25 protein-coding genes are annotated in these 26,580 nt (G+C 44.7%); 5 read left to right on the forward strand and 20 right to left on the reverse strand.

Annotation, left to right across the window (positions count from 1 at the left end):
* Window positions 1-37: 37 nt before the first annotated feature.
* Window positions 38-1,057: a hydrolase gene (locus IE070_RS13030; protein WP_189483635.1), complete on the forward strand. Its 1,020-nt coding sequence runs from the start codon at window positions 38-40 to the stop codon at window positions 1,055-1,057.
* A 93-nt stretch (window positions 1,058-1,150) separates the two neighbouring features.
* Complete coding sequence (locus tag IE070_RS13035) at window positions 1,151-1,939, forward strand: UDP-2,3-diacylglucosamine diphosphatase (protein WP_189483636.1); 789 nt, start codon at window positions 1,151-1,153, stop codon at window positions 1,937-1,939.
* Between the two features lie 39 nt (window positions 1,940-1,978).
* On the opposite strand, the gene IE070_RS13040 is transcribed toward IE070_RS13035, so the two are convergent.
* From IE070_RS13040 to nudE, 7 genes are all read right to left on the reverse strand, one after another.
* On the reverse strand, window positions 1,979-3,715 hold the full coding sequence (locus tag IE070_RS13040; RefSeq protein WP_189483637.1) for a flotillin family protein: 1,737 nt from the start codon (window positions 3,713-3,715) through the stop codon (window positions 1,979-1,981).
* 42 nt (window positions 3,716-3,757) lie between these two features.
* A complete protein-coding gene (locus tag IE070_RS13045) occupies window positions 3,758-4,432 on the reverse strand; it encodes a YqiJ family protein (RefSeq protein WP_189483638.1) in 675 nt (224 codons plus the stop codon).
* On the reverse strand, window positions 4,432-5,103 hold the full coding sequence (locus IE070_RS13050; protein WP_189483639.1) for a PspA/IM30 family protein: 672 nt from the start codon (window positions 5,101-5,103) through the stop codon (window positions 4,432-4,434). Before IE070_RS13050 ends, IE070_RS13045 begins: the two co-directional genes overlap by 1 nt.
* Entirely contained in the window at window positions 5,100-5,603 is a 504-nt protein-coding gene (locus tag IE070_RS13055; protein ID WP_189483640.1) for a hypothetical protein, read from the reverse strand. Before IE070_RS13055 ends, IE070_RS13050 begins: the two co-directional genes overlap by 4 nt.
* Window positions 5,604-5,893: 290 nt before the next feature.
* Window positions 5,894-7,492, reverse strand: coding sequence for a phosphoenolpyruvate carboxykinase (ATP) (pckA, locus tag IE070_RS13060; RefSeq protein WP_189483641.1), 1,599 nt, complete (start codon window positions 7,490-7,492; stop codon window positions 5,894-5,896).
* Between the two features lie 222 nt (window positions 7,493-7,714).
* Complete coding sequence (cysQ, locus tag IE070_RS13065; RefSeq protein ID WP_189483642.1) at window positions 7,715-8,539, reverse strand: 3'(2'),5'-bisphosphate nucleotidase CysQ; 825 nt, start codon at window positions 8,537-8,539, stop codon at window positions 7,715-7,717.
* Window positions 8,493-9,104, reverse strand: coding sequence for an ADP compounds hydrolase NudE (gene nudE, locus IE070_RS13070; RefSeq protein ID WP_189483643.1), 612 nt, complete (start codon window positions 9,102-9,104; stop codon window positions 8,493-8,495). Before nudE ends, cysQ begins: the two co-directional genes overlap by 47 nt.
* Window positions 9,105-9,164: 60 nt before the next feature.
* On the opposite strand from nudE, the gene yrfG reads away from it, so the two are divergent.
* On the forward strand, window positions 9,165-9,836 hold the full coding sequence (gene yrfG / locus IE070_RS13075; RefSeq protein WP_189483644.1) for a GMP/IMP nucleotidase: 672 nt from the start codon (window positions 9,165-9,167) through the stop codon (window positions 9,834-9,836).
* A gap of 26 nt (window positions 9,837-9,862) precedes the next feature.
* On the opposite strand, the gene IE070_RS13080 is transcribed toward yrfG, so the two are convergent.
* Genes IE070_RS13080 through gspC form a run of 12 tightly spaced genes read right to left on the reverse strand, consistent with a single transcriptional unit; the run spans window position 9,863 to window position 21,125 of the window.
* Window positions 9,863-10,612 (reverse strand): type II secretion system protein N, encoded by a 750-nt coding sequence (locus tag IE070_RS13080; protein WP_189483645.1) that lies wholly within the window; start codon window positions 10,610-10,612, stop codon window positions 9,863-9,865.
* Between the two features lies 1 nt (window position 10,613).
* Window positions 10,614-11,084 carry a type II secretion system protein M gene (locus IE070_RS13085; RefSeq protein ID WP_189483646.1) on the reverse strand — a complete coding sequence of 157 codons (471 nt, stop codon included), beginning with the start codon at window positions 11,082-11,084 and terminating at the stop codon, window positions 10,614-10,616.
* On the reverse strand, window positions 11,081-12,271 hold the full coding sequence (gene gspL / locus IE070_RS13090) for a type II secretion system protein GspL (protein WP_189483647.1): 1,191 nt from the start codon (window positions 12,269-12,271) through the stop codon (window positions 11,081-11,083). Before gspL ends, IE070_RS13085 begins: the two co-directional genes overlap by 4 nt.
* Window positions 12,268-13,257 (reverse strand): type II secretion system minor pseudopilin GspK, encoded by a 990-nt coding sequence (gspK, locus tag IE070_RS13095; protein ID WP_189483648.1) that lies wholly within the window; start codon window positions 13,255-13,257, stop codon window positions 12,268-12,270. The genes gspL and gspK overlap by 4 nt, the downstream gene beginning before the upstream one ends.
* Window positions 13,254-13,868: a type II secretion system minor pseudopilin GspJ gene (gene gspJ / locus IE070_RS13100; RefSeq protein WP_189483649.1), complete on the reverse strand. Its 615-nt coding sequence runs from the start codon at window positions 13,866-13,868 to the stop codon at window positions 13,254-13,256. Before gspJ ends, gspK begins: the two co-directional genes overlap by 4 nt.
* Window positions 13,858-14,274, reverse strand: a complete 417-nt coding sequence (gene gspI / locus IE070_RS13105; protein ID WP_229797066.1) for a type II secretion system minor pseudopilin GspI — start codon at window positions 14,272-14,274, stop codon at window positions 13,858-13,860. The genes gspJ and gspI overlap by 11 nt, the downstream gene beginning before the upstream one ends.
* Window positions 14,275-14,301: 27 nt before the next feature.
* A complete protein-coding gene (gene gspH / locus IE070_RS13110; RefSeq protein WP_189483650.1) occupies window positions 14,302-14,871 on the reverse strand; it encodes a type II secretion system minor pseudopilin GspH in 570 nt (189 codons plus the stop codon).
* Window positions 14,871-15,308 carry a type II secretion system major pseudopilin GspG gene (gene gspG, locus IE070_RS13115; RefSeq protein ID WP_308428947.1) on the reverse strand — a complete coding sequence of 146 codons (438 nt, stop codon included), beginning with the start codon at window positions 15,306-15,308 and terminating at the stop codon, window positions 14,871-14,873. The genes gspH and gspG overlap by 1 nt, the downstream gene beginning before the upstream one ends.
* A 1-nt stretch (window position 15,309) precedes the next feature.
* Window positions 15,310-16,533 (reverse strand): type II secretion system inner membrane protein GspF, encoded by a 1,224-nt coding sequence (gspF, locus tag IE070_RS13120; RefSeq protein WP_189483651.1) that lies wholly within the window; start codon window positions 16,531-16,533, stop codon window positions 15,310-15,312.
* Window positions 16,533-18,044 carry a type II secretion system ATPase GspE gene (gene gspE, locus IE070_RS13125; RefSeq protein WP_189483652.1) on the reverse strand — a complete coding sequence of 504 codons (1,512 nt, stop codon included), beginning with the start codon at window positions 18,042-18,044 and terminating at the stop codon, window positions 16,533-16,535. Before gspE ends, gspF begins: the two co-directional genes overlap by 1 nt.
* Complete coding sequence (gspD, locus tag IE070_RS13130; protein WP_189483653.1) at window positions 18,041-20,143, reverse strand: type II secretion system secretin GspD; 2,103 nt, start codon at window positions 20,141-20,143, stop codon at window positions 18,041-18,043. Before gspD ends, gspE begins: the two co-directional genes overlap by 4 nt.
* A gap of 28 nt (window positions 20,144-20,171) precedes the next feature.
* A complete protein-coding gene (gspC, locus tag IE070_RS13135) occupies window positions 20,172-21,125 on the reverse strand; it encodes a type II secretion system protein GspC (protein ID WP_189483654.1) in 954 nt (317 codons plus the stop codon).
* A 223-nt stretch (window positions 21,126-21,348) separates the two neighbouring features.
* Here gspC and hslR point away from each other — a divergent pair, with 223 nt between their 5' ends.
* Window positions 21,349-21,762, forward strand: a complete 414-nt coding sequence (hslR, locus tag IE070_RS13140; protein WP_189483655.1) for a ribosome-associated heat shock protein Hsp15 — start codon at window positions 21,349-21,351, stop codon at window positions 21,760-21,762.
* A gap of 10 nt (window positions 21,763-21,772) precedes the next feature.
* A complete protein-coding gene (gene hslO, locus IE070_RS13145) occupies window positions 21,773-22,618 on the forward strand; it encodes an Hsp33 family molecular chaperone HslO (protein WP_189483656.1) in 846 nt (281 codons plus the stop codon).
* 72 nt (window positions 22,619-22,690) lie between these two features.
* Here the strand turns inward: hslO and IE070_RS13150 are convergent, their stop codons facing one another.
* A complete protein-coding gene (locus tag IE070_RS13150; RefSeq protein WP_189483755.1) occupies window positions 22,691-26,440 on the reverse strand; it encodes a S8 family serine peptidase in 3,750 nt (1,249 codons plus the stop codon).
* Between the last annotated feature and the right edge of the window lie 140 nt (window positions 26,441-26,580).

The following is a 26,580-nucleotide window of genomic DNA, read 5'->3' on the forward strand; positions in this document are numbered from 1 at the left end:
ATAAACCTAACCTCATTCTTTATCAGGACGACACTTTTTGCAAGCAGACCTCAGCAGTACCGCACCCCGTTCTACCTTCAGCGCCCCTTGGTGGCTGCGCAATGCGCATTTACAAACCATTTTTGCCAAATACCTTAGTCCAAAACCAACCTTAATCACTGAGCCAGAATTGGTTACGCTCAGTGATGGTGATCATCTACAACTTAACTGGAGTGAAACACTCACCGTAGAGGAAAAGCGGCCACTGGTGCTGTTACTTCATGGCTTAGCAGGTGATATTCATAGTCATTATATTCAGGGCGTGATAACAGCATTAAAACAACAAGGCTTGCCCTGTGTACTTATGCATTTCCGCGGCTGTAATGGGCAGCCTAACAAGTTAGCCAGAGCCTATCATAGCGGTGATACCACAGATCTTGCCGAAGTGATCTCGTTGCTACAACAGCGTTTTCCAACAATGCCTCTGTGCGCGGTAGGTTTTTCACTCGGCGCGAACGTGCTCGTCAAATATTGTGGTGAACAAGCAGCGCATAACCCACTTCGCGCCGCGGTTGCAGTCTGCCCCCCCTTGTCTTTAGCGGCTTGCGCAACACGCATAAACCAAGGTAGCAGCAAAATTTACCAACGATACTTGCTAAAACGGTTAAAAAACGCCACCTTGCAAAAGCTAGCAAATCATCCTAATTTCCCACTCCCGTTAACAGCTACTCTTGTTAACCGTATTCGCAGTATTGCTGAATTTGATGAATACTACACCGCCCCTATCCATGGCTTCTTGAATGCGCAAGACTATTATCAACGTGCCAGTGGTATGGCGTTTTTGCAGCATATCCGCATACCTACGCTCATCATTCACGCCAAAGATGATCCATTTTTAAGTGATGCGGTTATTCCAAAGCCTGGCGATCTGAGCCCTTACATTGATTATCAACTGTGCCAGCACGGTGGACATGTCGGATTTGTTTTTGGTAAACACCCGCTAAAGCCTCAGTTTTGGCTTAATACCCGAATTCCCGAATTCTTAGTGACTCAGTTGTCATACCCACCTGTTCCCTAAGCAATGGATCAATAAAACGTCAACGTTTTGTCATATGAAGGTCATATCGACAGCCCAAGCTAGGTCCTGAGAAATCGGTAAAGGGCCTCTACCATGCTAAGCTGTCGCACTATCTTTATTTCTGATGTTCATCTGGGCTGTAAAGACTGCCAAGCTGATTATTTGTTAAGCTTTTTAACACAAAGCCGAGCTGAAAAAATCTTTCTATTGGGCGATATTGTCGATTTTTGGTCGATGCAAAAGCAGCTGCATTGGCCTGCAGCCCACAATAAAGTGTTGCAATGCTTACTGCAAAAAGCAGAACAAGGCGTGGATGTCATTTATGTGCCAGGTAACCACGATGAAGCATTACGGCTTTATAAAGGCAAAAGCTTCGGTAATATTCAGATAGCATTACGGGCTAACCATACAACGGCGCAAGGTAAAAAACTCCTGCTGATACATGGCGATGAGCTTGATAAAGAAATCTGTTTTGGTCGCTTTCAAAGCTGGCTTGGCGACAACTTATATGACGTTCTACTGTTTCTTAATCGCTGGTATAACCGGGTTAGACGTTTATTTGGTGGACATTATTTTAGTCTCGCCGCTTATATTAAAAGTCGAGTCCCTGGTGCACTGCATGCAATTGCGCGTTATCGACGGGCAGCCATAAAAAAAGCTAAAAAAGGCGGTTATGATGGCATCGTTTGTGGGCATATTCATCATCCTGAGCTGGTGATTGAAGATGACATCATCTACTGTAATGATGGTGATTGGATAGATAGCTGCACGGCATTGATAGAGCAAGGGGATGGTAGCCTTTCCTTATATCATTTTGCAGAACAACAGCATCGGCTTGCAGTTTGGCCGATACAAGCACGCGAAAATGAAAAGGCAGCCTAAGCTGCCTAAGTATTTTAATTGCTAATGGTTAGCTAGTGGTTATAAAGGCTTTTTAACCGCATCAGCAATACCATTGATGTCACCTGCTTTTAAGCCAATCTCAGATAACAGAGAATCTAATATGGGTGCTTGCGCCCGATAGCGTAAGGCACTGTTCACCACTTGATCGGCCAACGAACCACCGCCTTCGGCGCCCTCAAGGCTACCACCACCCGCACTGCCCGTGCCACCAATGCCATTCACTTGTAAAATCTTAATATCGCTAATTTGCTCCATAGGTTTAACGCTTTGCGCGATAATCTCTGGCAAGTTTTCGATTAATGCTAGTCGAACCTGCATCGCAATTTGCTCAGCCGATAGCATATTCGCCGCAGCATTTATGGCTTTTTTGCCTTCAGCTTCAACTTGATATGATCTGGCCTTCGCATCTGCTAACAGTAATTCAGCATCGGCTTTACCACGTGCCGACAAACGCTCTTTGTCAGCTTCACCTTGGGCGGCTACCCGCATGGCTTCTGCTTGATCCTCGGCCGCTTTTTTCTCTGCTTCAGCCGACACCACCAATTGAATGGCCTCTTTTTCCGCTAACTGACGCGCCATAATAAGATCGACTTGTTTTGCCCGTTCAGCTTGCTCTGTTTGGCGAACGGTTAACACGCCCTCTTCTTGTCTTACGGCTAAAGCACGCGCTTTATCTGCTTCTGCTTTGGCTTCAGACTCTGAGCGAGATTTTTCTGCAACCGCTATCGCTTTTTCCTGCGAAGCCAATTCAATCGCCTTCTGCCGTTCAATTTCAGCTTGTTCTACTGCACGTTGCTTGGCGATCTCCATTTCACGCACTGCGCGTTCTTTTTGGATAGTTTCGTTTTCAATATCACGCTCAGAATTAATCCGTTTTAAATCAATCTCCCGCTGAGCTGCAATCTGTGCTTCTTCTGCTTCACGTTTTTTTTCTGCTTGTTCACGGGCAATTTCAGCCATTTGCGAAGCCCGACGAATTGACACTTCACGCTCTTGCTCTAATTTAGCGTACTCTTCTTCTCGAGATATTTGTAACTTAGCGCGTTCAGCTTCCAAGTTTTTAGTCTTTATCGCTAAATCCGTTTCTTGTTCAATATCATTTCGAATTTTACGGCGAGACTCAATTGCTTGAGTGAGCTTCGTTAAACCCTCAGCATCGAAGGCATTTTGCGGGTTAAAATGTTCAAATGCGGTCTGATCTAATCCCGTTAATGACACTGACTCTAATTCCAAGCCATTTTTTAGCAGATCTTCTGATACCACGTGCTGTACTTTCTGCACAAAATCTACGCGTTTTTCATGTAACTCTTCCATTGCCATTTCAGCAGCAACTGAACGCAACGCATCGACAAATTTACCTTCGACAAGCTCTTTAAGCTCTTGTGGATTCATCGTTTTTAAACCGAGTGTCTGCGCCGCATTAGCTATAGAATCTACCGTGGGTTTTACTCTTACGTAAAACTCGGCCGTCACATCCGCTCGCATCCGATCTCGGGTAATCAAAGCTTGCTCAGCCGCACGACGGACTTCTAAGCGAAGTGTATTCATATTAACAGGGATAATCTCGTGTAGAACAGGCAGGACGATAGCCCCTCCATTCATAATGACTTTTTCACCCCTAAACCCAGTACGCACAAAGGAAATTTCCTTGGTAGCACGCTTATATAATCGGGCTAAGATCATCCCTAAGATAATCAGGGCCACCAATACGGCACCTGCAACAATCAAAATATGTGAAAAATTTTCTAAGGGCATAATGCCTCCTTGTTATGTTTTTAGTTCCGTTACACAAACGCGTTAGTGGTTTGTTTCACTTAAATGGGGATTCTGGTTTTTTATCGCTTTGTAAACGCCACCTTGCCGGGTCAATAACAGCACCTCGGCACCTTGTTGAAACACATCTAAAGGGTTATCAGGTTCAACTTGCACATAATGCTGATAACCATGCTGATCTTTTACTTTTGCTTCTGCTGCATAATCTTTGCGAGCAGTACCTAAAGTGATTATAGCAATCCGCCCGAGCAGGCTATCGCTGCTTACTGCAGTGGTTTCATCTTTTGGCATCACGTGGTGTAACATGCCACTGCCTAGCCTTAACACGGGTAAGCTGAGCATAAACACACAAGGCACAGCGAACCAAGCTGGCGCCATGCTACCAAGCAAGCTATGTAACATACTTTGTAAAAGTAATCCTATTAGGCCAAAACTTAACAGAAATACAACCAGCAGCATCAACAGTGGCACTTCACCAATACGCAACCAACCAAAGAACCGGCTGAGTGCACTGTCGGCATCCAGTTGTCCAACTTCAGAATGCGGAGTTAACTCCACTTCAGGCAGCACACTCTCAATAGAGGTAGTCATACTCGTGCCAAACATCACGGCAACTAGCTCTAACACGCCAATTAAAAGCATCAGCATAAGCGCAATACTGAACACCAGATTTTCACTGCTGAGCAATATCTGCCACATTAGTTTTTGCCTGCTTTTAACGCCGCAAGACGCTCTGCTACCCGATTTTTTCGGCTTAACTCTTCTAACTCTGCTAATTTACCTGCATTTGTAAAATGGGTATCACGGCCAGCTATGCCCGAGTTTCGCTCCAAAATCCGTCCAAAAGCCTCTGCCGCTTGCTCAGCTTTTTGTTCAGCTGAGTCTTTTCGTGCTGTTGCGGCAAGACTTCCTGCGGCGGCTTTAGCTTGTTGAGCGTTAATGAACGCCTGCAATTCTGCACGCATTTCACGTTTCTTTGCTTGTAATGCCTGAATAAATCCTTCTAACTCTTTTTCACGCGCGGCACAGTCAGCAATAGATGCCTCTAATACTGGAATACGTGCTTCAATATCCATTTGTTCTGCAATACCAACTTCAGCTAAGTCATCGCGCCCATTAGCCACCGCAATTTGTAGCTGCTCCAGCAACAAATCATAACGGCTGTTTTCTTCCATTAACTTTTTACTGGCTAAATGTTTTTGTGCAACTTGCTGTCCCAGCTCGGTGCGTGTATCCGCAATCGCATTATCAAGCTCGCGAATAGCTTGCTCCATTACTGTACCGGGTGCGCTATTCTCTACCGCATCGACCAACGCATTCACACTGCCACTGACTAACCGGGCGACCCGGCGGGTAATACTTTCACTCATACCTGTGCTCCTTGTACTGCCAGACGATGCTGAATAATTAACTCAGCTAATTTTAAAAGGCCATCTTGTTCTGCAACGTTTTGTGGCTGAGTAACCACTAAAGGCAAAATAGATGACACAATATTTAACACTTGTTGCGTAATTTGTTGCTCTGCTTGTTGTAGCTCTCGGATGTTTAAGGTTTTACTGCGAGCCCCCAGCGTTTGCAGTTGGGCGAGAAGCTCAGGCAAATGTGCTAGTAAGCGGTTTACCGTTTCTATTCGCACATTCAGTTGTTGTTGTCTTAGTAAAACAGCGCGACTAAGCTTATTCATCCATTCGCTCATCTGTTCTAAATTTGCAGCGTAATCATCAAAACTGGCGTATTTTTGACGCGTTTCTGCTAATAAAGCCCGTAACTTATCAGACGGTGTGTAGGCCCCATCATAAGAGAGAGTGCTGATAAACTCAGCGTCATCTACACTGATCCGAGCGCTAAAAGGTACCGTTTTAGTCGTCATACGCTGGCCTTTATTTAAACAACTGCTGCTATTTCACTCAGTGTATGCAAATGAATTCATTTGTCAATTAGCTAAAACAAAATAATTACATTTATTAATAAATGGGGTTTAATCGCATGCTCGCAACGTATTAGCATAATCAGCCATCCATAGCAGATAATTAATAAACTCGCGCTATCGCGAATTGATAGATAAAAATGTGGTTTGTCGAAGCCATAAAAAAACCCTGAATTAACAGGGTTTTTAATGTTAGCACCGTCGTCAGTACGGGGAACGATATTAGCGCAAATTTATAATTGTGGACCTGCCGCAACCAGTGCTTTCCCTTCGTCGTTATCCGTGAACTTCACAAAATTATCAACGAAACGTTTAGCCAGATCTTTCGCTTTAACATCCCAATCCGCTACATGGGTATAGGTAGCACGAGGATCTAAAATACCCTGCTCTACATCATGCAATTGCGTTGGCATGGCTAAATTAAAATAGGGCAATTGTACAAATTCGGCATTTTCAATGCTGCCATCTAAAATGGCATCAATGATGGCACGAGTGGCTTTAATTGAAATACGCTTACCCGTACCATTCCAGCCAGTATTAACTAAATAAGCTTCTGCGCCAGAATCGGCCATGCGCTTACCTAATACCTCTGCATATTTAGTAGGGTGTAAACTTAAGAACGCCGCGCCAAAACAACTAGAAAAAGTGGGTGTAGGCTCAGTAATACCACGCTCGGTACCGGCTAATTTTGCCGTAAAACCCGATAGAAAATGGTATTTTGCTTGCTCTTTTGTTAACTTAGACACCGGTGGTAACACCCCAAAAGCATCAGCCGTTAAGAAAATAACTTTTTTGGCATGGCCCGCTTTAGACACTGGCGCGACAATATTATCGATATGATAAATTGGGTAAGAGACACGCGTATTCTCTGTTTTTGAACCATCATCAAAATCGATTTTGCCATCTGCTGCCACGGTTACGTTTTCTAGCAGGGCGTCACGGCGAATGGCTTGGTAAATATCGGGTTCATTTTCTTTTGATAAATTGATGGTTTTGGCGTAACAACCGCCCTCAAAATTGAAAACACCATCATCATCCCAACCGTGCTCATCATCACCAATTAATTGACGTTTTGGATCGGTTGATAAGGTCGTTTTACCCGTGCCAGATAACCCAAAAAATACCGCCACATCACCATCTTTACCCACGTTAGCAGAACAGTGCATAGACGCGATGCCTTGCAGGGGTAAAAAGTAGTTCATCATTGAGAACATACCTTTTTTCATCTCACCGCCGTACCAAGTACCGCCGATGAGTTGAATTCGCTCGGTAAGATTAAATGCAACGAAGTTTTCAGAATTTAAACCCTGTTCCTGCCAGTCAGGATTTGTACATTTCGCACCATTCATCACGATGAAATCTGGCTGGTAAGTCTGTAACTCAGCATCGGTGGGACGAATAAACATATTTTTGACAAAATGAGCTTGCCAAGCTACTTCAGTGATAAAGCGTACGGCTAAGCGCGTATCTGCATTCGCGCCACAATAGGTGTCAACAATGAATAAACGCTTACCTGAAAGCTGTTTGGTAACACGCGCTTTTAAGCTAGCCCACACCTCTGGCGTAATCGCTTTGTTATCATTTTTGCCCTGATCAGACCACCATACGGTATTACGCGTGGTGTCGTCACGCACAATATACTTATCCTTCGGCGAACGACCAGTAAAAATACCTGTGTCAACGGAAATCGCGCCAAGCTCAGTCAGTTTACCTTTTTCATACCCCTCTAAATCGCTGCGGGTTTCTTCAGCAAACAGTAAATCATAAGACGGGTTATAAATGACTTCCGTGACATCCGTGATGCCATATTGGCCCAAATCCAGATCGGACATGTTGTAGACTCCTAAGGGTACTGTAGGTAAGGTTGCAGTCTCTAGCGGACTTGATAATTTATTATTTTTTACATAAAAGGCTAAGTTTTGTGCAAAAAATACACATACATAATAGCGTTTTTTAGGACTAAAAGATAGCGAATATTTGTGGTCGGATCGGCTACAGAGCACAGCTGACGTGGCTTGCAGCTTGTTGCTTAATTACAAAAATTGGTAGCTTTATTACAGAATTCTATCGCTTGAAGTTGCTTTGATCAATTGTTGCCAAGGTACTGCCGCCTGCCCCATCACCATAAAATCTGGATTCGCTAGTGTTTCACGCTGATTATAACTTAGTGACGCAAACTGACTATCGAGTATTCGCCCTCCCGCTTCTTCAACAATCACTTGCACCGCGCCAGTATCCCATTCACCCGTTGGACCTAAGCGTAAATAACAATCGGCTTTTCCCTCTGCTACCAAACAGCTTTTCAAAGAACAACTGCCTAATGGCATATACTCAATGACTTGCGCAGGATGCAGTCGTTCAATAATCGGTTGCAACGGTTGTCGCCGACTTACAGCAATGCGTAATGGTTGATCAGATTGATGCTGATGCACTTGCATACGGTTAATTAAGTTTTTGTGTTGTTTAAAGGCACCATTGCTGCGAGTGGCATAATAAGTCACGTCTTCCTTTGGCCAATAGATCACACCTAAAGCGGGCCAACCATGCTCAACTAAGGCAATACTGACGGCAAAATCACCGCTACGTGCCACAAATTCCTGTGTACCATCCATCGGATCAATTAACCAATAACGCGCCCAATCGGAACGCTGCGACAACGGCACTAAATGCGTTTCTTCAGAAATGATCGGAATATGTGGGGTTAATGCCGTCAACTTAGCGATAATATGGCTATTGGCTGCCAGATCAGCTGTTGTAACCGGGCTAGAATCCTGTTTTTGTTGTTCAGTGAAATTACCGCTTTGGTACATTTCCCACAGAATTGCCCCGGCTTCACGCGCGGTCGTTTTGACAGGTTCCAGCAGATTGCTTAAAAACATCCGGATTAGCTTCCAAATACTGTTGCGCTAGCAATAATGCCGCAACGCTTCGAGCCTCTGTAAAATCAGCTTGTTGCAATAACGTCGTAGTATCTTGACGCGACCAACTGACTAATTCTAATGGCTCAGGTTCATCACCGGTTTGATGCTCTGCATAAAGATCAAATGCCAGTACTACATGCATTGTAGCATTAAAATAGCCTGGTGCTAAAGCAAGGGATTTTAACTGAATAAACCGCGCAGCACCAAACCCAATTTCTTCTTTAAGTTCACGGTTCGCCGCCGTAAGTATATCTTCGCCAGGATCAATTAATCCTTTTGGAAAGCCTAATTGATAATCATGGGTACCCGCACAATATTCTCTCACTAAGTATAAGGTATCAGGATCTGGACAAGCCACAATCATCACCGCCCCCCGATTTGTGCCCACCATTCGCTCGTACGTACGTTCTTCACCATTACTAAACCGAAGTTGTAATTGCTCCACCTTAAACAATCGACTTTTTGCGACAATTTCGGCAGCCAGAATATCCGGTTTTTGTTTGTCGTTATGGCGCTGCGTCATACCCTACTCTCTGTTAAACTAGGTGAGCCCTTACTATAAAACGAATAGAGGAAAAAACCTATGCTGCAATGGTCAGAAATCGATACTGTGCTGCTTGATATGGATGGAACTTTACTTGATCTGCACTTTGATAACTTTTTTTGGCAGCAGCATCTACCGAAACGTTGGGCTGAGATCACTGGTATTAGCGAACACCAAGCACAGGCCGAATTAATGGCAGAATATCAGCAATTACAAGGGCAGTTAGCCTGGTATTGTTTGGATTATTGGGGGAAGCGCTTGCAATTACCCATTACTGAGCTTAAGCGCGAAATTATGGATAAAATTCAAATGCGAGCAGACGTTCCTGCTTTTTTAACGGCATTAAAACAAACGGGCCGAAAAATTGTGTTAGTAACCAACGCGCATCCAGACAGCCTATCGCTGAAAATTGAACGTACGGATTTAGCCAATTATATTGAGCAACTTATTTCAACACATGAGTTTGGTGTCACTAAAGAAAGCCAATTGTTATGGCAACGCTTACAACAACGCTTAAATTTTGATCCTCAGCGCACCTTATTTGTGGATGACAGTCTGCCGATTTTAGAGTCTGCTCAGCAATTTGGTATCGCACATTTGCTGGCGGTTGCTAACCCTGATAGCCAAAAACCGGCAACGCAGTTTGAACACTTTCCGGCCACAAGTGATTATCACACCTTGTTAGCCGACATCTACCAAAGCCGCGCATAATGCGCGACTAAACACAATGACGCCGTTTAGAAGTTGAGCAAAAAACGTCCATTTGCATCAGGTTGCCCCACAAAACGCATAGCTTGATGCACTTCATCGGGCAAACTTGGATCAGGCAGCAAACTGCCTTGAACACGAAGCGCGCCGGTCGAACTCATTGTCGCCTCGATAGCTAGTGATAAGACATTTTCGGGATCAGTGATTAACACGGGTTGCCCTGCAGCACAACTCAGACGGGCATAGATATTTTTTAAATCTAACCACGTACCTGTTGGCGGCTGCAAACTGGCGTTCAACCAGCTGGCTTGACCAATAAGTTCCTCACATTGTAACTCTGCCAAACGCAGTTGCTGTATTTCAACAACTAGATCGCCGCGTGCTTGCACTGGCAACGGTAGCGTTAGGTAAGGTAGTAACGTCGTCATAGGGAGTCTAACAATACTCTCTTCAAGCTGGAGGCCACCGAAACCGATTTGCAAGGTGCTTTGAAGATAAGGCGCACTGACTTGCTGTAAGGTACCACTAGACAAGGCAATCTCAGGATTGAGTGTTAATAATGACCAAGGGTTTAAGCGCCATGTTAACGCAGGCAAGGGCTGTTGTTGAAAAGACAATTGCTTCACTTCGCCCTGCCATAACGTACCCGTTACTGGACCAAGCTGTACCGAAGGGGGTAACGTCAGCATTTTAAGCCACCAACTGGCGGGTGTCAGAATCACCAAAAAGAGGATGTATGCCACTACACCACACAGCGCTAATTTCCAATGTTTTATCATGTTATTCAATAACCATTCTTCTGACACGCACAATACCAGGCCGGTCAGTTACGGCCACATCTAAATTTACTAAGCGAACGCCGTTTTGATAATGCAACTGATGCAACCACGGTAGTAATTGCTCAAAAGCAATGTCTTCAAGCACCAACTGTAACTGCTCATTTTGTGGCTGCATTCTACTCACTTGAATATTAAAACTTCGCGCACTGTTACTGACAATCTGCGCCAAACTGCCCCCAGTCCGACTTGGACCCGCTGCGGCTTGAAGTAACAACGGCTGAGCTTGAAGCAACGCAAGGCGTTGCTGTTCAAGTTGTTGAAGTGCTTGTTGATCAAACTGTTTGGCTTGATGTAACGGTTGCCACACGCCCCAGTACATAAATCCTATCATAACTAGAGGTAATGCAAACAACAGGAGCTTTTGCTCACGCGCTGCTAAACCATACCACCAGCGAAGAAATAGCTGTTTCATAGTTTACCTCGCATAACCACTGAGCCTTGAATTCGATTACCATCGTTACTCAATGCACCTTGCTCAACGGTATACCCAGCTTGCTCCAATTGTAATTTTAATTGTTCAAAACTGGGGAAACCTGCCGCACTGGCACCAAACCGGAGTTCTTGGCGATTGGCGTCGTACCTTAAAGAATCTAAGCGAATATCGGGTAATGCGGCTAGTCGCAACTGCAATGCAGCAAGCAAAGATAAAAAATGTTGCTGCTCAGGATCGCCACCCAACGTTTGTAATTTTTGCTGTAATTGCCGCGATAAATTGGTAATTCGCTCGTTCGGAAATAGCTGGCTATATTCCTGGCGCAATTGTTGTTCAAGATTGCTTATCTGCTTTTTTTGCTGCAAAACTTGACCAGTCAATTGCAGCATATAAATGGCTAGACAAAGCACCATTAAACTGGCGGTAAAGCGCCATTGTAACCAATAACGATTTTGTGGCCGCTTTGGTGCATAGACACCTTGCAGCAGATTAAATGACGTACTCGTTAAGCCTCTTGCTAACAATGCGAGCGGTAATTCAGGGCTAGCTGTGTCATGTACCTGTGTTATATGTTCAGGCCAAGGACTATACGTAATTAGATTGGGCAAGCCGGCTAACGCTAAGTAATCAGGCCACCAACTGCTCTCAATGGCAGTAGCTTGCCAGTCGTCCTGTCGCAATAACCACTGCTGCTGTAAGGCAATACAACAAGGTACGGCTTCAGCAGGTAATAATATGGCATCGGGTAACATACGACTTACGGTAAAACCTGCCTGTTCTAACCATCCTAACCATTGTTCAAGGCGCTGCCGCTGACACAGTGCAACCTGTTGCCAGTACTGGCCATTAATTAGTTCGGCTTTGCCGGTAGCAATATAAAGCTTGTCAATATCTTCTGCTTGATCCTCTTCCAGCATAAATGGTAATGCTTGCAAGAGTTGCTTAGTTGGTTTAGCCGGCAGCGCCACTTTTTTTAACAGCACATCTGCAGCAGGAACCAGGGCAATAACAGGGCGTTTACCTAATCGCTCCGCTAAGGCGTTAAGATCACTTATCCCCGCAATTTCGCCACTGGCGATAATATCTTGCGTTAACGGCGCCCAGACCAGCCAACTGATCACCTGTTCTGGCTGACTCCCCAATCTTATAATTATTTGTTCATTCATCCCTGGCCTCCAAAGCGTCGAGCCAAAACCTTGATTGCATTATTTTCTTCTCGTTTGAATATCACAGTTAATCTGAATCCAGATTCAAGATACGCCGTGGTTGCCAGTAATCTAAAGTGTTCAGAGTTAACTGTTAGCGCTGACTTTACGTCTTCAGGCACTAAAATCCCAGTGAGCGCAGAACTTTGTAAAAAACTATCCACATCTTTAAACCCGTCTTCAGGCCGACTCAAAATAGCCTCTTGCGCCTGTGCTACACTAAGTTCGGGCAAAAGCGCCGCTAACAATACGGCGGTCTCTTCAGTTAAAGTATTAATGTTAATTTTCAATACATTGCTTTGTGGAATCACACAAATATAGGGCAATAATAATTGATAATCCGTTGGCGTTACATCCAATATTACACGTAGTTCTGTCTCGGATACCATCAGACTATTTGCAGTGTAGTAAGGAAACTGCAAACTGGCGTAATCATCTTGCTCAGCGCCACCTGCAGTATTTAATAAACTATCTTCATCTAACCAATCACTGACTCGTGCGGTTAAGTATTCTGCCGGCTGATTTAGCTCCGGTGCCACTTGCTCAACTAAACGTTGAAAACTACGCTGCGCTAACGTGGGCTGTTGCTGTCCACCTTGATTTCGTTCGGGTTGTTGTTGTAAAGCATTCAGATTAAAACAACTGTGCAAATCTTGAATTTCACCTGCAATTTGACCATCCTCCACCACAAAACTGGCACCTTGTTGTGCCCAATCCTGCCCAAGATGAACAACGTCTGCCCCCTGCAGAGCGCGTCGAAGTAAGACTCGACTGAACGATTCAGCAGCCATGGCATACCAAAACGCTTGCTGCTGCTGCTGTATATTTTGTTGTCTTTGCAGCTGTAATTGCAAACGCCCACTCATACTGACGGCAATCACCGCCACAATAGCAACGATCATTAATACCGTTAAAAGCGCAACGCCGTGTTGTCGCTGTGTTCTCATGGCTGCTCCTTACGCCATAAGGCATTGGGCAACATAAATATACGCTCTACCTCACCAATATCTTGCTGTACTAACCTGACTTTAACCGCTTGAGGAAAAAACTGGTGTTGCCACCGCTCTTCCCACTTTTCATTCAACAAGTAACTTAACTCAAAAACTTCCACGCCATCTAGTAAGGGTTGGATATGTGGCTCCGTGTTGTTTACGGCATCTACATATAACGTAAATAAACGTTGTAACTGTCCCTCTTCTAAACGGTACGCTATCGCTTGTACCTCGCTACGCGGCAAAATCATTCCAGGATTACGCCATCCCTGTTGCGTAAACGTTACGCCATGATCTGTACTATCTAAAAAATATTTTTCGCCAACTAAACGCTCTTGCCGTGGCGGATCGCCCTCAATCCGCACGTATCGCGCACTGATTTGCATAAAATCGCGTTCAAGTAATAACATCGCTCGCTGCAACTGTTGTAACTGCTGTAAAGCACGCTGCGATGCTTCATCACTGTTAGTCACACTGGTCAACACGGCAACAGACGCTAGCCCAACCATGGCAAACAGCAGCATAGCCAATAGCATTTCCAGAAAGGTAAACCCTTTACTGTTCATCTGGCTGTCCAACATAGGTTGTTAACTGATAAATGATTTCCTCTGGCTGTTCCACCAAACTGATGCTGACATTAAGTTCACGCAAATCAGGATCGGGCACGGTGCTAGCCCGCACACGCCAAGCCCAATTTCGATTAGCCATGCTCACTTCACCTTGCTGTAACTCACGGGGTGGCCAACTGGGATCTAACATCGCCAATTGCAGTTGATTGTTAGCCACATAACTGGCAATGGTTAACTCTTCTAACTGCCCAATAGCGCGAAGATGATTAGAACTGGCTTGGATAATTGCCACACCTGCAGTTGCAAAAATCACTAACGCAACCAGTAACTCTAATAGGGTAAACCCCGTAATGCGCGCACGGTACCTTGATCTCACTGCAGCAATATTATTGTGGATATGCAAGATTAACGCGCCTTCTAAAAAACGTCATCATGGGATATCCGTATCAAAACGGGTAAGGGGTAAACTAAAATCGGTACCTACTTGCACGTTTAAAACGTTGTACTGTTCCTTAGCAAGGAAACTCAACCGAAATGGGCTAATCTCACCTGAAGACAACATAAACACTTTAGGGAGTGGCGGCAGCTCTGGATTTGTTGCTTCAGCAAAAACTGCTTCATCATCTTGCTGCCACTCCAACTCACTCAGTAAATTTTGCTCTGCACCAGGTAAGCCTTCTAATTCTAACTGTAAACGCACTTGCTCAGGTAATTGATGTTCTTGTGCAGCTTGCGGCAATTGTGCCCATTGCCAACCATTGTCGCTGAAATAAACGAAAGCATAACTTTGTTCGTTTACCACTAACCCCCATTCTTGCTGACGCAACTGGGCGGTCTCAGCGATAAATTGAAAGACTTGTTGAAATCTTGCTGCCTCACGGTTAACTTGCTCTTCTACGGAATCACGATTAAAGTTCAAGACCACTACACTGGCTAAAATGCCGATGAGGACAATAACCAGCAATACCTCAAGTAATGTAAAACCGCGATGACGCATCATTAGTTGTTGCCTGAGCTCGCACCATCTAGGTTCCAATTACCAATATCATCATCTGTACCCGCAACCCGATCTTGTCCTTTACTGAAGATATCGATTCGCCCCATCTGACCCGGACTAACCAAAATATACTCTTCACCCCAGGGATCTTTCGGTAGGCGGCGAATAAAGCCTTCCGCTGGGTAAGAGCGCGGCACCGGTTGAGAAGTTGGAGCCGTGACTAATGCTTCTAAACCTTGCTCAGTTGTTGGATAAAAACTGTTGCGTAATCGGTACATATCCAAGGCATTTTCTAATTGCTGAATATCCACCACCACTTTTTGACGGGCAGCTTCTTCTTGATTACCCATTAAATTAGGCACCACAAAGCTGGCTAATAACCCCAGTATTACAATCACTACCATGACTTCAAGTAAGGTAAAACCGGTACTTCTTTTCATATTAATATTTTCCTACCATATTATTAAGTTCGAGGATCGGCAATAAAATCGCCATCACAATTAAACACACGATCACAGCTAAAATGATAACGACCGCAGGTTTAAAAATTTCTAGTGAGACCGTCATCGTCATTTCAAATTCACGATCGAGTGTGTCTGCGGCACGTTCTAGCATAGCGTCCAGTTGGCCACTCTTTTCGCCACTGGCAATCATATGTAGCATCATGGGCGGAAATAACTTGGTTTGATCCAACGCAGCACGTAATGACGTACCTTCCCGCACTCGCGCTGCAGCCTCTGCAACGCTCTGACGCATGTAGGTGTTAGACAATACATCTGCACTAATCCGCATAGCCTCAAGCAAAGGCACCCCACTGGCGTTTAAAATACTCAAAGTACGCGCAAACCGCGCAGTATTAACACTGTTGACGATTCGCCCTAGTACTTTCACTTTTAGAATACGTCTATCGTAGCGCAGTTTAAATGCCGGTTTAGTTAATAATCGCTGCCAGCCAACTATTGCTAATAAGAACGCTATCATGACCCAGACACCGTGTTGTTGTACGGTATCACTGGCACCGATCATAAAGCGTGTCAACACGGGCAGCTGTTGCCCCATGTGCTCAAATTGCTCTGTAATTTTTGGTACCACCGCGGCGAGCAAAATACCAATTACTAACAGCGATACCACTACCATCACAATAGGGTAAACCGACGCCATAAGAATTTGGTTTCGCATATGCTGACGTTGTTCAGTGTAATCGGCGAGTCGATTCAATACCTGATCTAAATGCCCAGACTTTTCCCCCGCGGCGACCATCGAACGGAAAAGATGATCAAAAACATGCGGAAACTCAGCTAACCCTTCTGCTAAGCTATAGCCCTCCACAACTTTGGAGCGCACCGACATCATCATATTTTTTAAGCGGGGTTTATCACACTGCTCAGCAACAGCTAATAACGCGCTTTCAATTGGCAACGCCGCAGCAACCAACGTCGCCAGTTGTCGGGTAATTAAGGCCAATTCCGCCGCGGAAATTTTGCGTTTAAACCAACTTTTTCCACTTGCTAATAATTTTTCTTGTTGCGAGGCTAATTCGACCGACAGCGGTGTCAGCTTTTGTTCTCGTAATAGCTGACGCGCTTGCCGAGCATTATCCGCTTCTAAAACACCTTTCGCTTTTTTTCCGCGGACATCTAACGCCTGATATTCAAACGCGGCCATTACAGATCCTCGCGGGTAACACGCAGCACTTCTTCAAGCGTTGTTACCCCAGCTATCACTTTGGCAAAACCATCTGCACGAATACTTGGCGTAAATTGCCTGGCATATTTTTCGATGCTTTGTTCGCCTTTACCATTATGGATCATTTCGCGCATGGCATCGTCAACCATGATTAGCTCATGAATACCGGTACGACCTTTGTAGCCAGTATAATTACAATGCTCGCAACCTTTAGCACGATAGATTAAAGCCGCATCTTTTTTGGCTAATCCCAGTAAATTACGCTCTTCTTTATCAGGATCATGTGCCTCTTTACAGTGAGGACATAAGGTTCTTACCAAACGCTGAGCTAATACACCGAGTAAACTTGACGAGAGTAAAAAGGCTTCAATCCCCATATCTTCTAAGCGGGTCACAGCACCTGCGGCCGTATTAGTGTGTAATGTCGACAACACTAAATGCCCGGTTAAACTGGCTTGGACAGCAATTTGTGCCGTCTCTAAATCACGAATTTCACCAACCATCACCACATCGGGATCTTGACGCAATATGGCTCTCAGACCACGAGCGAAGGTCATGTTAACTTTGGTATTAACCTGTGTTTGGCCAATCCCTTCCAGTTCATACTCAATAGGATCTTCAACCGTTAGGATATTTCGATCCTTGGTATTAATTTCGCTTAAGCCGGCATACAAGGTTGTACTTTTACCCGAACCCGTAGGGCCGGTAACTAAAATAATACCGTGCGGCTTTAAAATAAGCTGTGAGAACAGTTGTTCTACACCAGGCGTCATGCCTAAATCTGCTAAATTAAGATGTGAATTATTTTTATCTAACAAACGTAATACGGCACGCTCACCATGACTGGATGGCATAGTCGAGACACGCACATCAACAGCTCGCCCGGCAATTCGCAAACTTATACGTCCATCTTGTGGTACGCGTTTTTCTGCAATATCTAATTTGGCCATTACCTTAATACGCGATACCAATAAACTGGATAAACGTCGATGGGGTCTTAACACTTCACGTAATAAACCATCCACACGGAAGCGAATGATTAAGGCTTTTTCAAAGGTCTCAATATGAATATCGGAGGCACCTAACTTGATGGCCTCGCCTAACATGGCATTGATTAACTTGATTATTGGCGCATCATCTTCATTCTCAAGTAAATCTTCAGTTTCTTGAATATCTTCTGCCAATGAAGCCAAATCAACTTCATTGCCAATATCTTCCATTAACTGCTGTGCCTCTGATGAATCCCGCTGATAAGACGCTTCCAGTAACGCCTCAAACGCTAACGCATCCAATTTTTGTATCGTGAAAGGCTCGGCAAGTAATCTACGCACCTCCAGCAAGGCTTGCGGCTGCGTGGCTGGCTGCACATAAAGCACCCAGCTCTCAAGCTGTTGTTGTAGTAGCACGCCATGACGTTTGGCAAAACCAAAAGGCAGCCGAATTTTGCTGCTGACCGGCGCGATATCTGTTTCGGTCGCGAGCGTTATCATTGCGGCTTATTCCCTTCTTCAGCAGCTGGCTGTGTTTGGTTCTGTTGCTCCATGTATTGTTCAAAGCTAGGTGGCAGTTTTAAACTTTCATCCCATTCGGGTAACACTGCCTGCGACGTATTAGGCATCAAACGGATCCCTTCTTCGTCGCGTTTTAATTGCTCTGCACGAATAAAGTTATATTTTTGTTTGCTAATTCCGCTTATGGCGCTGCCATCACGTACAATGGTCGCTTTAATAAACACCATCAAATTTCGCTTACGCTTACTCACACTGGTCGACTTAAATAAATGACCGAGTACGGGAATGTCACCTAAGATAGGTACTTTTGATTCACTTTCCTGCACATCTTCATCAATCAAGCCGCCTAACACGATAGTGGCACCATCGTCAGCCATTACCGTCGTTTTAATCTCACGTTTATTAATGGTGATATCTACCGCTGTAGCACCACCAATGCTTGACACTTCTTGCTCAATAACCAGTTGTACCGCGTCACCTTCATTAATTTGAGGAGTGACTTTTAACTTAATACCCACTTCCTGGCGCTGAACTTGTTGAAAGGGATTGGTATTATCCGAACCTAAAGATGAGCCAGTGATCACAGGCACTTCTTGGCCCACTAAGAAAATCGCCTCTTGATTGTCCATAGTCGTGATATGGGGCGTAGCTAACACGTTAGAGTTAGTGCTGGTTCTTACTGCCTGTAAAATTGCCGCCCAATTACCATTGTAAAAGCCCAGTAGTGCGCCGTTTAGCCCTTGTAGTGCAGCACCTAACGCAGAATAGTCACGGTTAGAGTCTGCCGTAGTGGTAGTGATCAGATCGCCTGTCGCAGGATCACGTGACTGTGTTGTAGTGCCACGGGTAATTTGTGATGCCTGCGCTGCGCCAGCCGCAATGTTGACAATAGGAATACTATTTGTACCCGTAAAGTTTGTACCGCCGCCGTTAGCATTAATCCATTGCACGCCAAAGTCGGTACCGTTGCCATCAAATACTTCCACAATAATCGCTTCAACCAACACCTGCGCGCGGCGAATATCTAATTGCCGCACCACATCTTCAAGCGAACGCATCATATCTGGCTGGGCAGTAATGACTAACGAATTACTGTCTGGGTGGGCTTCAATGCTAATTTCACGGCCGCTGCTGCGTCTTGGCGTTTGCGGATTCGCACCTTGTGCGCCTTGTACTTCCGCAGCAATAGAGTCACTGACACCTTTTAATACCGGCACAATATCTTCAGCTTTGGCATACTTTAAATAAAGTACTCGAGTATTACCGCTGGTTTGTAATTCTGCATCTAAACGTCTTGCCAGTTCAATAACACGCTGCCGCGCTTGCAGTTCCCCGCTGACAATTACGCTATTCGTTCGCTCATCGGCGACAATACGCGGCACTAAAAAATCGGGCTGCTCTGCACGATTTTGTGCACGATAAATGCTCTCTAAAATACGAACGATTTCAGCTGCCGACGCAAAGTTCAGTTTTAAAATCTCTAATTCCTGATCACCAGCTTTATCAACTCGTTGAATTATATCAACTAATCTTGCCACTAGCGCTGCTGGACCCGTCATCATAATGACATTAGAAGGATCATAGTTAACTACATGACCGCCGCCACCTTGGTTAACAAATTGCCGTAATAACGGCGCTAACTCACGCACCGACACATTACGCACGGGCACCACCCGAGTCACCATTTCATCACCAATACCCGGATTATCATCTCCTACTACTGGGATATTCGATGTTTTCGCATCTTTATTACGGACGACTTTCATCACACCGCTGTCCATTTCAACCACAGCGAATCCGTAAACCTCAAGCACATTTAGAAAAAATTGATAGTACTGGGCCTCGGTTAGCATGTCATAACTACGAACGTTGATGCGACCCCGAACTTGTGGATCAACAATAATCGTTTTCTTTAAATTCATACCCACGATATTAATAAACTCGTTAATATCGGTACCTTTAAAATTAGGAGAGTATTTTACTTCGCTATCCGCCACCACGGTAAAACTCAGTAAGGCAGCCAACAGCATACTTGCTAGGGTGCGGCCTTTTAAACGCACAAAGAAACCTGATTTCATGAGAGATTAACCAATTATTATCGTTCTATTACTGTGACAGACTAAACAGAATATCTCTGATTTCGCCATCTCGTTCAATCTTAATTGATGCTTCTGTTGCATCACGAATGTCGTTGATGATCCGCATTGCCTGTTGCATATCATTCAGCGGCACGCCATTAATTTCAATTGCTAAGTCACCTTGCTGAAATCCCATTTGTTGAAATACAGCCGCATCTTTACCTGGCATTAACCGATAACCGGCAAGTTGGCCATCGCGCTGTACAGGTGTGACTCGCACATAATCAAAAAATTTCATCGGCTCAGCCATAATTTCGTCACGTCGAGCTTGTAACTCAGGGTTTTCAAACCCCGTGGCAATAGGTTGTGCTAAAACGATGGGTTCGGCAACGGGCTCTTGTAAGCCTTGATCGCCGCTGTCATCCCGCCCTAAGCCTGCATTTGCTTGCGCAACACGGGTAAATTCGACGCCGTCTAACATAAGCGTTTCGTAACGGCCATTTTGTTCTAACAGGACGCGATCATCTAAAACTTGATGTAATTTCGCCCGAGTACCTTCCAGCATATCACCCACAGCATAAGCGGTTTCAGTGCCACGGTGTTCAATAACTGCGCTGCCCGCTTCGGGTTTTGCGGGAACGGCAACAAGCCCAGTAAGTTTGACATTTAATTGTGTTTTAGGCGCTTCGGTCACTACAGCAACAGCGGGCGCGCTACTGGCAACCGGCTCAGCTTTACCAAATAAAGGAAATGCCGTTAAGCTAGAAAGATCTTGTGGAACGGCAGCGGAAGTTTGAGTCAGTGTGGGTTGTGATACATATTCACTAACGGGTATAGGCAGCAATTGCCAGCTTAATCTTGCGAGCAACCAAGCGAATAACAGCATGAAAACGACGTTAAGTGACTGTCTTACCAATGAGATAGGTATGCGCTGTAATTGCAGCAACAACTGCTGGATTGGTGTGGGCAACGTTACATTCATAACAACATTCTTTATCTAGTTATTACTGCATCTTACTGAGTTGCAGGGCTATCAACAAGCTTTGATCGGCATCTTTACCAACTTATCACATAAAAAAAAGCTTACGCTGTAAGCGAAAGCATACTTTTACACTATAATGCCGAAACACTCAGCCAACATAACGATTTTTTACGTACTAGATAGAGGCTTACTGCAGCCAAAAGGTTTAGCTTAGAGGTGGATTGTGACGATTTCATGTAATAAGAACCAAGTGGCTTCGCCCGGTGTTAGATTAGATAAGTGGCTCTGGGGATGTCGTTTTTACAAAACACGCGGCTTAGCAAAAGAGATGATAGAGGGCGGCAAAGTCCAGTATAATGGGTATCGTTGCAAAGCCAGTCGCTTGGTAGAAATTGGAGCGACAGTAAAAGTTACACAAGGCGTAGATGATAAGATCGTTATCGTTATGGGGTTAACTGAAAAACGTTTAGCGGCTCCCCTTGCCCAGCAACTTTACCAAGAAACCGAGCACAGTATTGAAGAAAGAGCAAAACGCGCTGAGTTGCGCAAAACTAATTCGCTGTTTGCCCCGCATCCGGACACGAAGCCCGATAAAAAAGAACGGCGGCAATTGTTATTATTAAAATCCCAGCAGTGAGAACCTAAACATGGCCTCGGATACTTTATTACGCTTTTTATTCCAGCAAAAACACGTTAGAGGTGAGTTGTGCTATATCAATAATAGCCTAGAACACATGCTGGAAAATCATCAATACCCATTACCGGTAAAACAATTATTAGCAGAGTTAGTGGTAGCATGTAGCTTATTAACCGCCACCCTAAAATTTGAGGGCGAGATCGCAATGCAATTGCAAGGCGATGGGCCTGTTAAATTTGCCGCTGTCAATGGTAATCATCTACAACAATTCCGTGGTGTAGCAAGGTTGCAAGCAGAATTACAAGGCGACAGTTTTAACGCTTTAGTGGGTAAAGGTTATCTCGTAGTAACCATTACGCCAGTGCAAGGTGAGCGCTACCAAGGGATTATTCCGCTGACAGGCAACAGTTTAACTGCAACTTTGGAAGCCTATTTTGCACAATCTGAGCAGTTGCCCACTCGCTTGTATATTTTCACTGATATTGGTCAACATAATCGTGCAGCAGGTTTGATGTTGCAAGTGTTACCAGTAGAGCAGCAAAAAGCCCGAGATGATTTTAGCGAATTAGTTGCGTTAAGTGACACTATTACGGCTTCAGAATTGTTAGATCTTCCTGCGGAGGAAGTGCTTTATCGTTTATTTCACCAAGAACAAGTTGAATTGTTCCCCGCACAAGACATTGCCTTCGTTTGTGGATGCTCTAAAGTAAAATGCGAAGGTGCCTTATTTAGCTTAGGCAAACATGTTATGGCTGAGCAAATTGCACTTGGTGGCTTAGATATGACGTGTGAATACTGTAATACGGCTTATCATTTTGCTATTGAGGATTTACAAAGTATCCATGACAAACTGTAGTTTTTATTAATAACCTATTATAAAAAAAGCCTTCGTATTACGAAGGCTTTTTTTCATCCACGTGTGAGGATATTAGGCTTTTTTGTTGAAGCGACGGCGTAACATTAATACCGGCACTAACAGTAAACCGAATAACCCGAAGCTACCACCTGAGCTCTTATGTGTCACAGTAACATTAGCTGTCGCAGTCGCTTGTAAACCGGCGGAATCGCGAGCAGTTAACGTAATGTTATGTGCTTTAGCATCATCACGACCAGGTGAACGCGTTAAAATCAACTGACCGTTTTGTACCGCAAATAACGGATTGTTCGTGGTCACTGAGCTTAACGTTGCGCCAGCTTCTCTAACTTGCACAGTAACAGTCCCTAACGCTGTTCCAGCAGCAGTACCTGATGCTACAGATGCAGTAGTCACTGTCGCCGTAACAACAGGAACTTCATCTGGAATATTGTTAATATTCACCGTCACTGTTACTGGGGCTGAGACTTGAGCCGCACTGTCTAACGCCGCAACCTCAAACGTAGCTTTAACCATGCCCGCTTCAAAGTTTAGCGCCGCTGTATCAGCAACAACAATCTGTCCCATTGCATTTACCGAAATGGCAGCGGTTGAACTGCCCAACACCACATATTCGGTAATCGCTGTTCTGAAATCACTAGTAGCGGTAATTTGGCCAATAACCGTACCCACTGCCGCATTTTCATTCACACTGAAGACCTGAGAGGCCGCCACTGTAGGTTGTTGTAATTGCGCTGAGTAATCCGCTACAGCGGCTGCTTCAGCTTCTGCTGATAACAATACAAAGCTACGATTATCACCTACAGGACGCTGTAAGAAAGCCGACTCACCTGGAGCAAAACTTGTAACAGCAGTATCTGTTTCACCTTCAGCAGCAGGGCCTTGGCTAGGAACAGCAACGCTGCTGAATGTTACCGCAGGTGATGGTAATAAGCGTACTGAAGCAGTAACCTGATCAGCCGTTAACGCAGGATTATAGGTTAATGAGAACGAGTCAGGATTCGTACGGAACCGCGCTGTAATCGTGCGGCCTAAATCTGCGGCTGTTAAGCCAACATGATTAAAACACGATTCCAACATCACTTGCTTGCTGCCCGCATAGTGGAATACATCACCAAAGAAACCACTGGTAGTACCAAAGGTCGTATTGAATGACACCATGACACCTGGACTCGCAGCATATGTTGGGCCTAAACGTGTTAGTAATAACGTATTCATCGTATGGTTATAAATACCATCGTTGTTCACGTCAATATCAACAGAATAGTTACCCTGCAGTAAATGCGTTACGCCGTCACCTAAGTGAATAGTTGGATAAATAGCATATCCTGATGCACAGAATTCAGCTTCGGCTACATCGAAAGTAATAGCACGAATGTCATGCGTTGGGCTAATGTTTGGATTTGCTGGGGAAGTAGCAACCAATGTAGAAGCGAATGGCTCAACGGCAATAACACCGGTATTAGTTACTTTCGTAGCCACTTTACCATCAACCAGCTCACCTGAAAGGGCTAGCTTACCTACAGGTTTGGGGATAACGTGATACACTAAATGTAAATCGTGATCTGAGCTCGTGCTTGGATCGTTGAAAATCAGCGCACCATCAAATTCTACATTATCCATTTGAGCAGCAGCTTCAAGCGGCTCATAAAAAACGCCATTTCGTAATACGAATTCTGGAAGTTTAGATGGATCAACTGTTAATGCTACATCAAACTCTATAGTTTGCTTAGCAGGTACCATTACAGTAGCAGGGAAATTCCAGCTTAAAGCACCTGTAGCCGTTTTATCTGCATAACGATCTTGAATACGCAGATTATAGGTTTTAGCACTGTTGCTAAAGTTTTTCAGCGTGACACGTTTAGTCATGCTGGTAACTTTATCAAGTGAATTCAGACCAAAAGACAACGCTGCCTGGCTGGTATCAAACTTAGCTTCATTTACCCACGCTGCCACTGGCAGGTTAACAGCTTTTTCCACATCAACTAAACCGGCACCGATTTGGCTGATAGACGCCAATTTGGCTTCTGGGTTGATACCTAACGGTTGACGATGGACAGTTAGGTTAGCCGAGTTCATCAGTGTAGCTTTAATCTCTAATGCACTACGATCTGGCAAGGCACCTCTAAGTAATGCAACTGCACCTGCAGTAATTGGGCCAGAGAAAGACGTCCCGTTTACTTTTGCAGTACCTGTAGCCGTACCAACGCGAGCAACATCAATAGCTTCACCTGGTGCCGTGATTTCTGGTTTTAACAAACCATCCATAGAAGGACCGCGTGAAGTAAAGTTCGCGATACCACCAGCCCCTGATCTAGCCACTGATCTAATGTTATAAGCAACCGTGTCACCAGCATCTAGCTTGGCTTTAATAGCATCGCCAACTTCTTTAGTGATCATTACAGAAGGAATGGTCAATTCTGGATCATCGCCACCTGCCACGATAGGCGCTTCGCCCGGGTTACTGTTAGCAATAATGACAAAAGCCGCACCACGTTGTTGCGCTACCTTAACCTTTTGAGCAAAACCACATACACCACGAGATACCAACACCGCTTTACCGGTTAAATCCACAGTTTCTGCTAATGGATTACACGCAGTATATTCTCCTGGAATAACAACTAAAGGTGTTGTAGTAGAACTAAACGCAAAATCAAAACTGCGGTTAAAAGCAGATGCCGTCATCACAGCATCAGCACCATCAATCACAGTGCTTTCAAAAAGACCAATTGCCGCAGTAGGGTGTGTCATAGCACCCACAGAAAGCGCATTTGGCGTAGTACTAGGACCGCCAACACGAAATGGTACATTACCATCGTTACCTGCAGAGATAACCATATTAGTACCCAGCTTAACGGCACGCTGAATTAAAAATTGCGTCCCTGACATAGCTTGAGTAGAACCAAACTGGCCACCCAATGACATATTAATAATATCGACACGATCTTCTAAATTTCCATCACCATTAGGATCCATGGAAGCTTCTAAAGCACGCAGTTGAGCTAGGCCCGGACAAGTGTTTGTACACACCGTGTAAGCATAAAACGCAACTTTTGGCGCCACTCCAGATACAGAGTTAGCAACAGAGGTACCATGTCCTGCACCAGCAAGGCGAACATCGTCAATGGGGTTAGGATCATTTCTTAAAAAGTCAAACCCGCCAACTATCTGTCCAATTGGCCATGCTGGTGGATTAGTTTGATCTGCTAATGCCGCAGCGTAGGCTTCAGCTGTTCCTGGACCACCAAGTAATTTATGGGTGTAATCCACGCCAGAGTCTAAAATGGCAACCCGAATACCTTCACCCGTGGCTTTACCTGAGGTCACGGTTTGAACTGCGCGAATATACTCCGCACTCGCTGCAACCATTGGTTTACTGTCATAAACAGGCAGGATATTTTTAACTGCACTGTGTTGACGAAGCGCAGCTAACGCTTCTGCCGAAGCATTAATCACTAAACCGGCTGCCAGATGTTTAGTCGCTAATAATACTTCTGCATCCGCATCTACTGACATTAATTCAAATGTCACTTCCTGCTGCAATGTTTCAGCAGTGGCAATATGTTGTGCCGCCAACTGCTGATTAAATTCTTCGCCTTGAAACGCGTCACTTGAGGCAGGGGCATTTAATAATACTAACCAAGCACTCGGCTTTTCAGCTTGTTCATCTAGCTCAACAGCAGTTTGATTCGACATAATCTCATGGACGCTTTGTCCTTGAGCAGCTCTAAATTGTTCTACACCTGCAATAGCGGATGTTGAAAGCGCAATGCCTACTGCCGAGGCAAGTAAGGTTTTTTTCATGTTCACCAAGGTGTTACTCCTTCCAGATTATAATATTTTGCTCGGTTATTGCTTAGTCTGCTTTAAATTACAGATTATTATCCGAGCGATGGGTACAATTTTTACAGTAAAATCACACCCTGCATTACCGTGAGAGTCAG

It is taken from the genome of Alishewanella tabrizica (assembly GCF_014652375.1).
GTDB classification, from domain to species: Bacteria; Pseudomonadota; Gammaproteobacteria; order Enterobacterales; family Alteromonadaceae; genus Alishewanella; species Alishewanella tabrizica.

Bases quoted from the DNA above. Each gene is read 5' to 3' on its own strand.
- IE070_RS13035 (WP_189483636.1), top strand. From the start codon at position 1,151: ATGCTAAGCTGTCGCACTATCTTTATTTCTGATGTTCATCTGGGCTGT.
- IE070_RS13040 (WP_189483637.1), bottom strand. From the start codon at position 3,715: ATGCCCTTAGAAAATTTTTCACATATTTTGATTGTTGCAGGTGCCGTA.
- IE070_RS13045 (WP_189483638.1), bottom strand. From the start codon at position 4,432: ATGTGGCAGATATTGCTCAGCAGTGAAAATCTGGTGTTCAGTATTGCG.
- IE070_RS13050 (WP_189483639.1), bottom strand. From the start codon at position 5,103: ATGAGTGAAAGTATTACCCGCCGGGTCGCCCGGTTAGTCAGTGGCAGT.
- IE070_RS13055 (WP_189483640.1), bottom strand. From the start codon at position 5,603: ATGACGACTAAAACGGTACCTTTTAGCGCTCGGATCAGTGTAGATGAC.
- pckA (WP_189483641.1), bottom strand. From the start codon at position 7,492: ATGTCCGATCTGGATTTGGGCCAATATGGCATCACGGATGTCACGGAA.
- cysQ (WP_189483642.1), bottom strand. From the start codon at position 8,539: ATGTTTTTAAGCAATCTGCTGGAACCTGTCAAAACGACCGCGCGTGAA.
- nudE (WP_189483643.1), bottom strand. From the start codon at position 9,104: ATGACGCAGCGCCATAACGACAAACAAAAACCGGATATTCTGGCTGCC.
- yrfG (WP_189483644.1), top strand. From the start codon at position 9,165: ATGCTGCAATGGTCAGAAATCGATACTGTGCTGCTTGATATGGATGGA.
- IE070_RS13080 (WP_189483645.1), bottom strand. From the start codon at position 10,612: ATGATAAAACATTGGAAATTAGCGCTGTGTGGTGTAGTGGCATACATC.
- IE070_RS13085 (WP_189483646.1), bottom strand. From the start codon at position 11,084: ATGAAACAGCTATTTCTTCGCTGGTGGTATGGTTTAGCAGCGCGTGAG.
- gspL (WP_189483647.1), bottom strand. From the start codon at position 12,271: ATGAATGAACAAATAATTATAAGATTGGGGAGTCAGCCAGAACAGGTG.
- gspK (WP_189483648.1), bottom strand. From the start codon at position 13,257: ATGAGAACACAGCGACAACACGGCGTTGCGCTTTTAACGGTATTAATG.
- gspJ (WP_189483649.1), bottom strand. From the start codon at position 13,868: ATGAACAGTAAAGGGTTTACCTTTCTGGAAATGCTATTGGCTATGCTG.
- gspH (WP_189483650.1), bottom strand. From the start codon at position 14,871: ATGATGCGTCATCGCGGTTTTACATTACTTGAGGTATTGCTGGTTATT.
- gspG (WP_308428947.1), bottom strand. From the start codon at position 15,308: ATGAAAAGAAGTACCGGTTTTACCTTACTTGAAGTCATGGTAGTGATT.
- gspF (WP_189483651.1), bottom strand. From the start codon at position 16,533: ATGGCCGCGTTTGAATATCAGGCGTTAGATGTCCGCGGAAAAAAAGCG.
- gspE (WP_189483652.1), bottom strand. From the start codon at position 18,044: ATGATAACGCTCGCGACCGAAACAGATATCGCGCCGGTCAGCAGCAAA.
- gspD (WP_189483653.1), bottom strand. From the start codon at position 20,143: ATGAAATCAGGTTTCTTTGTGCGTTTAAAAGGCCGCACCCTAGCAAGT.
- gspC (WP_189483654.1), bottom strand. From the start codon at position 21,125: ATGAATGTAACGTTGCCCACACCAATCCAGCAGTTGTTGCTGCAATTA.
- hslO (WP_189483656.1), top strand. From the start codon at position 21,773: ATGGCCTCGGATACTTTATTACGCTTTTTATTCCAGCAAAAACACGTT.
- IE070_RS13150 (WP_189483755.1), bottom strand. From the start codon at position 26,440: ATGAAAAAAACCTTACTTGCCTCGGCAGTAGGCATTGCGCTTTCAACA.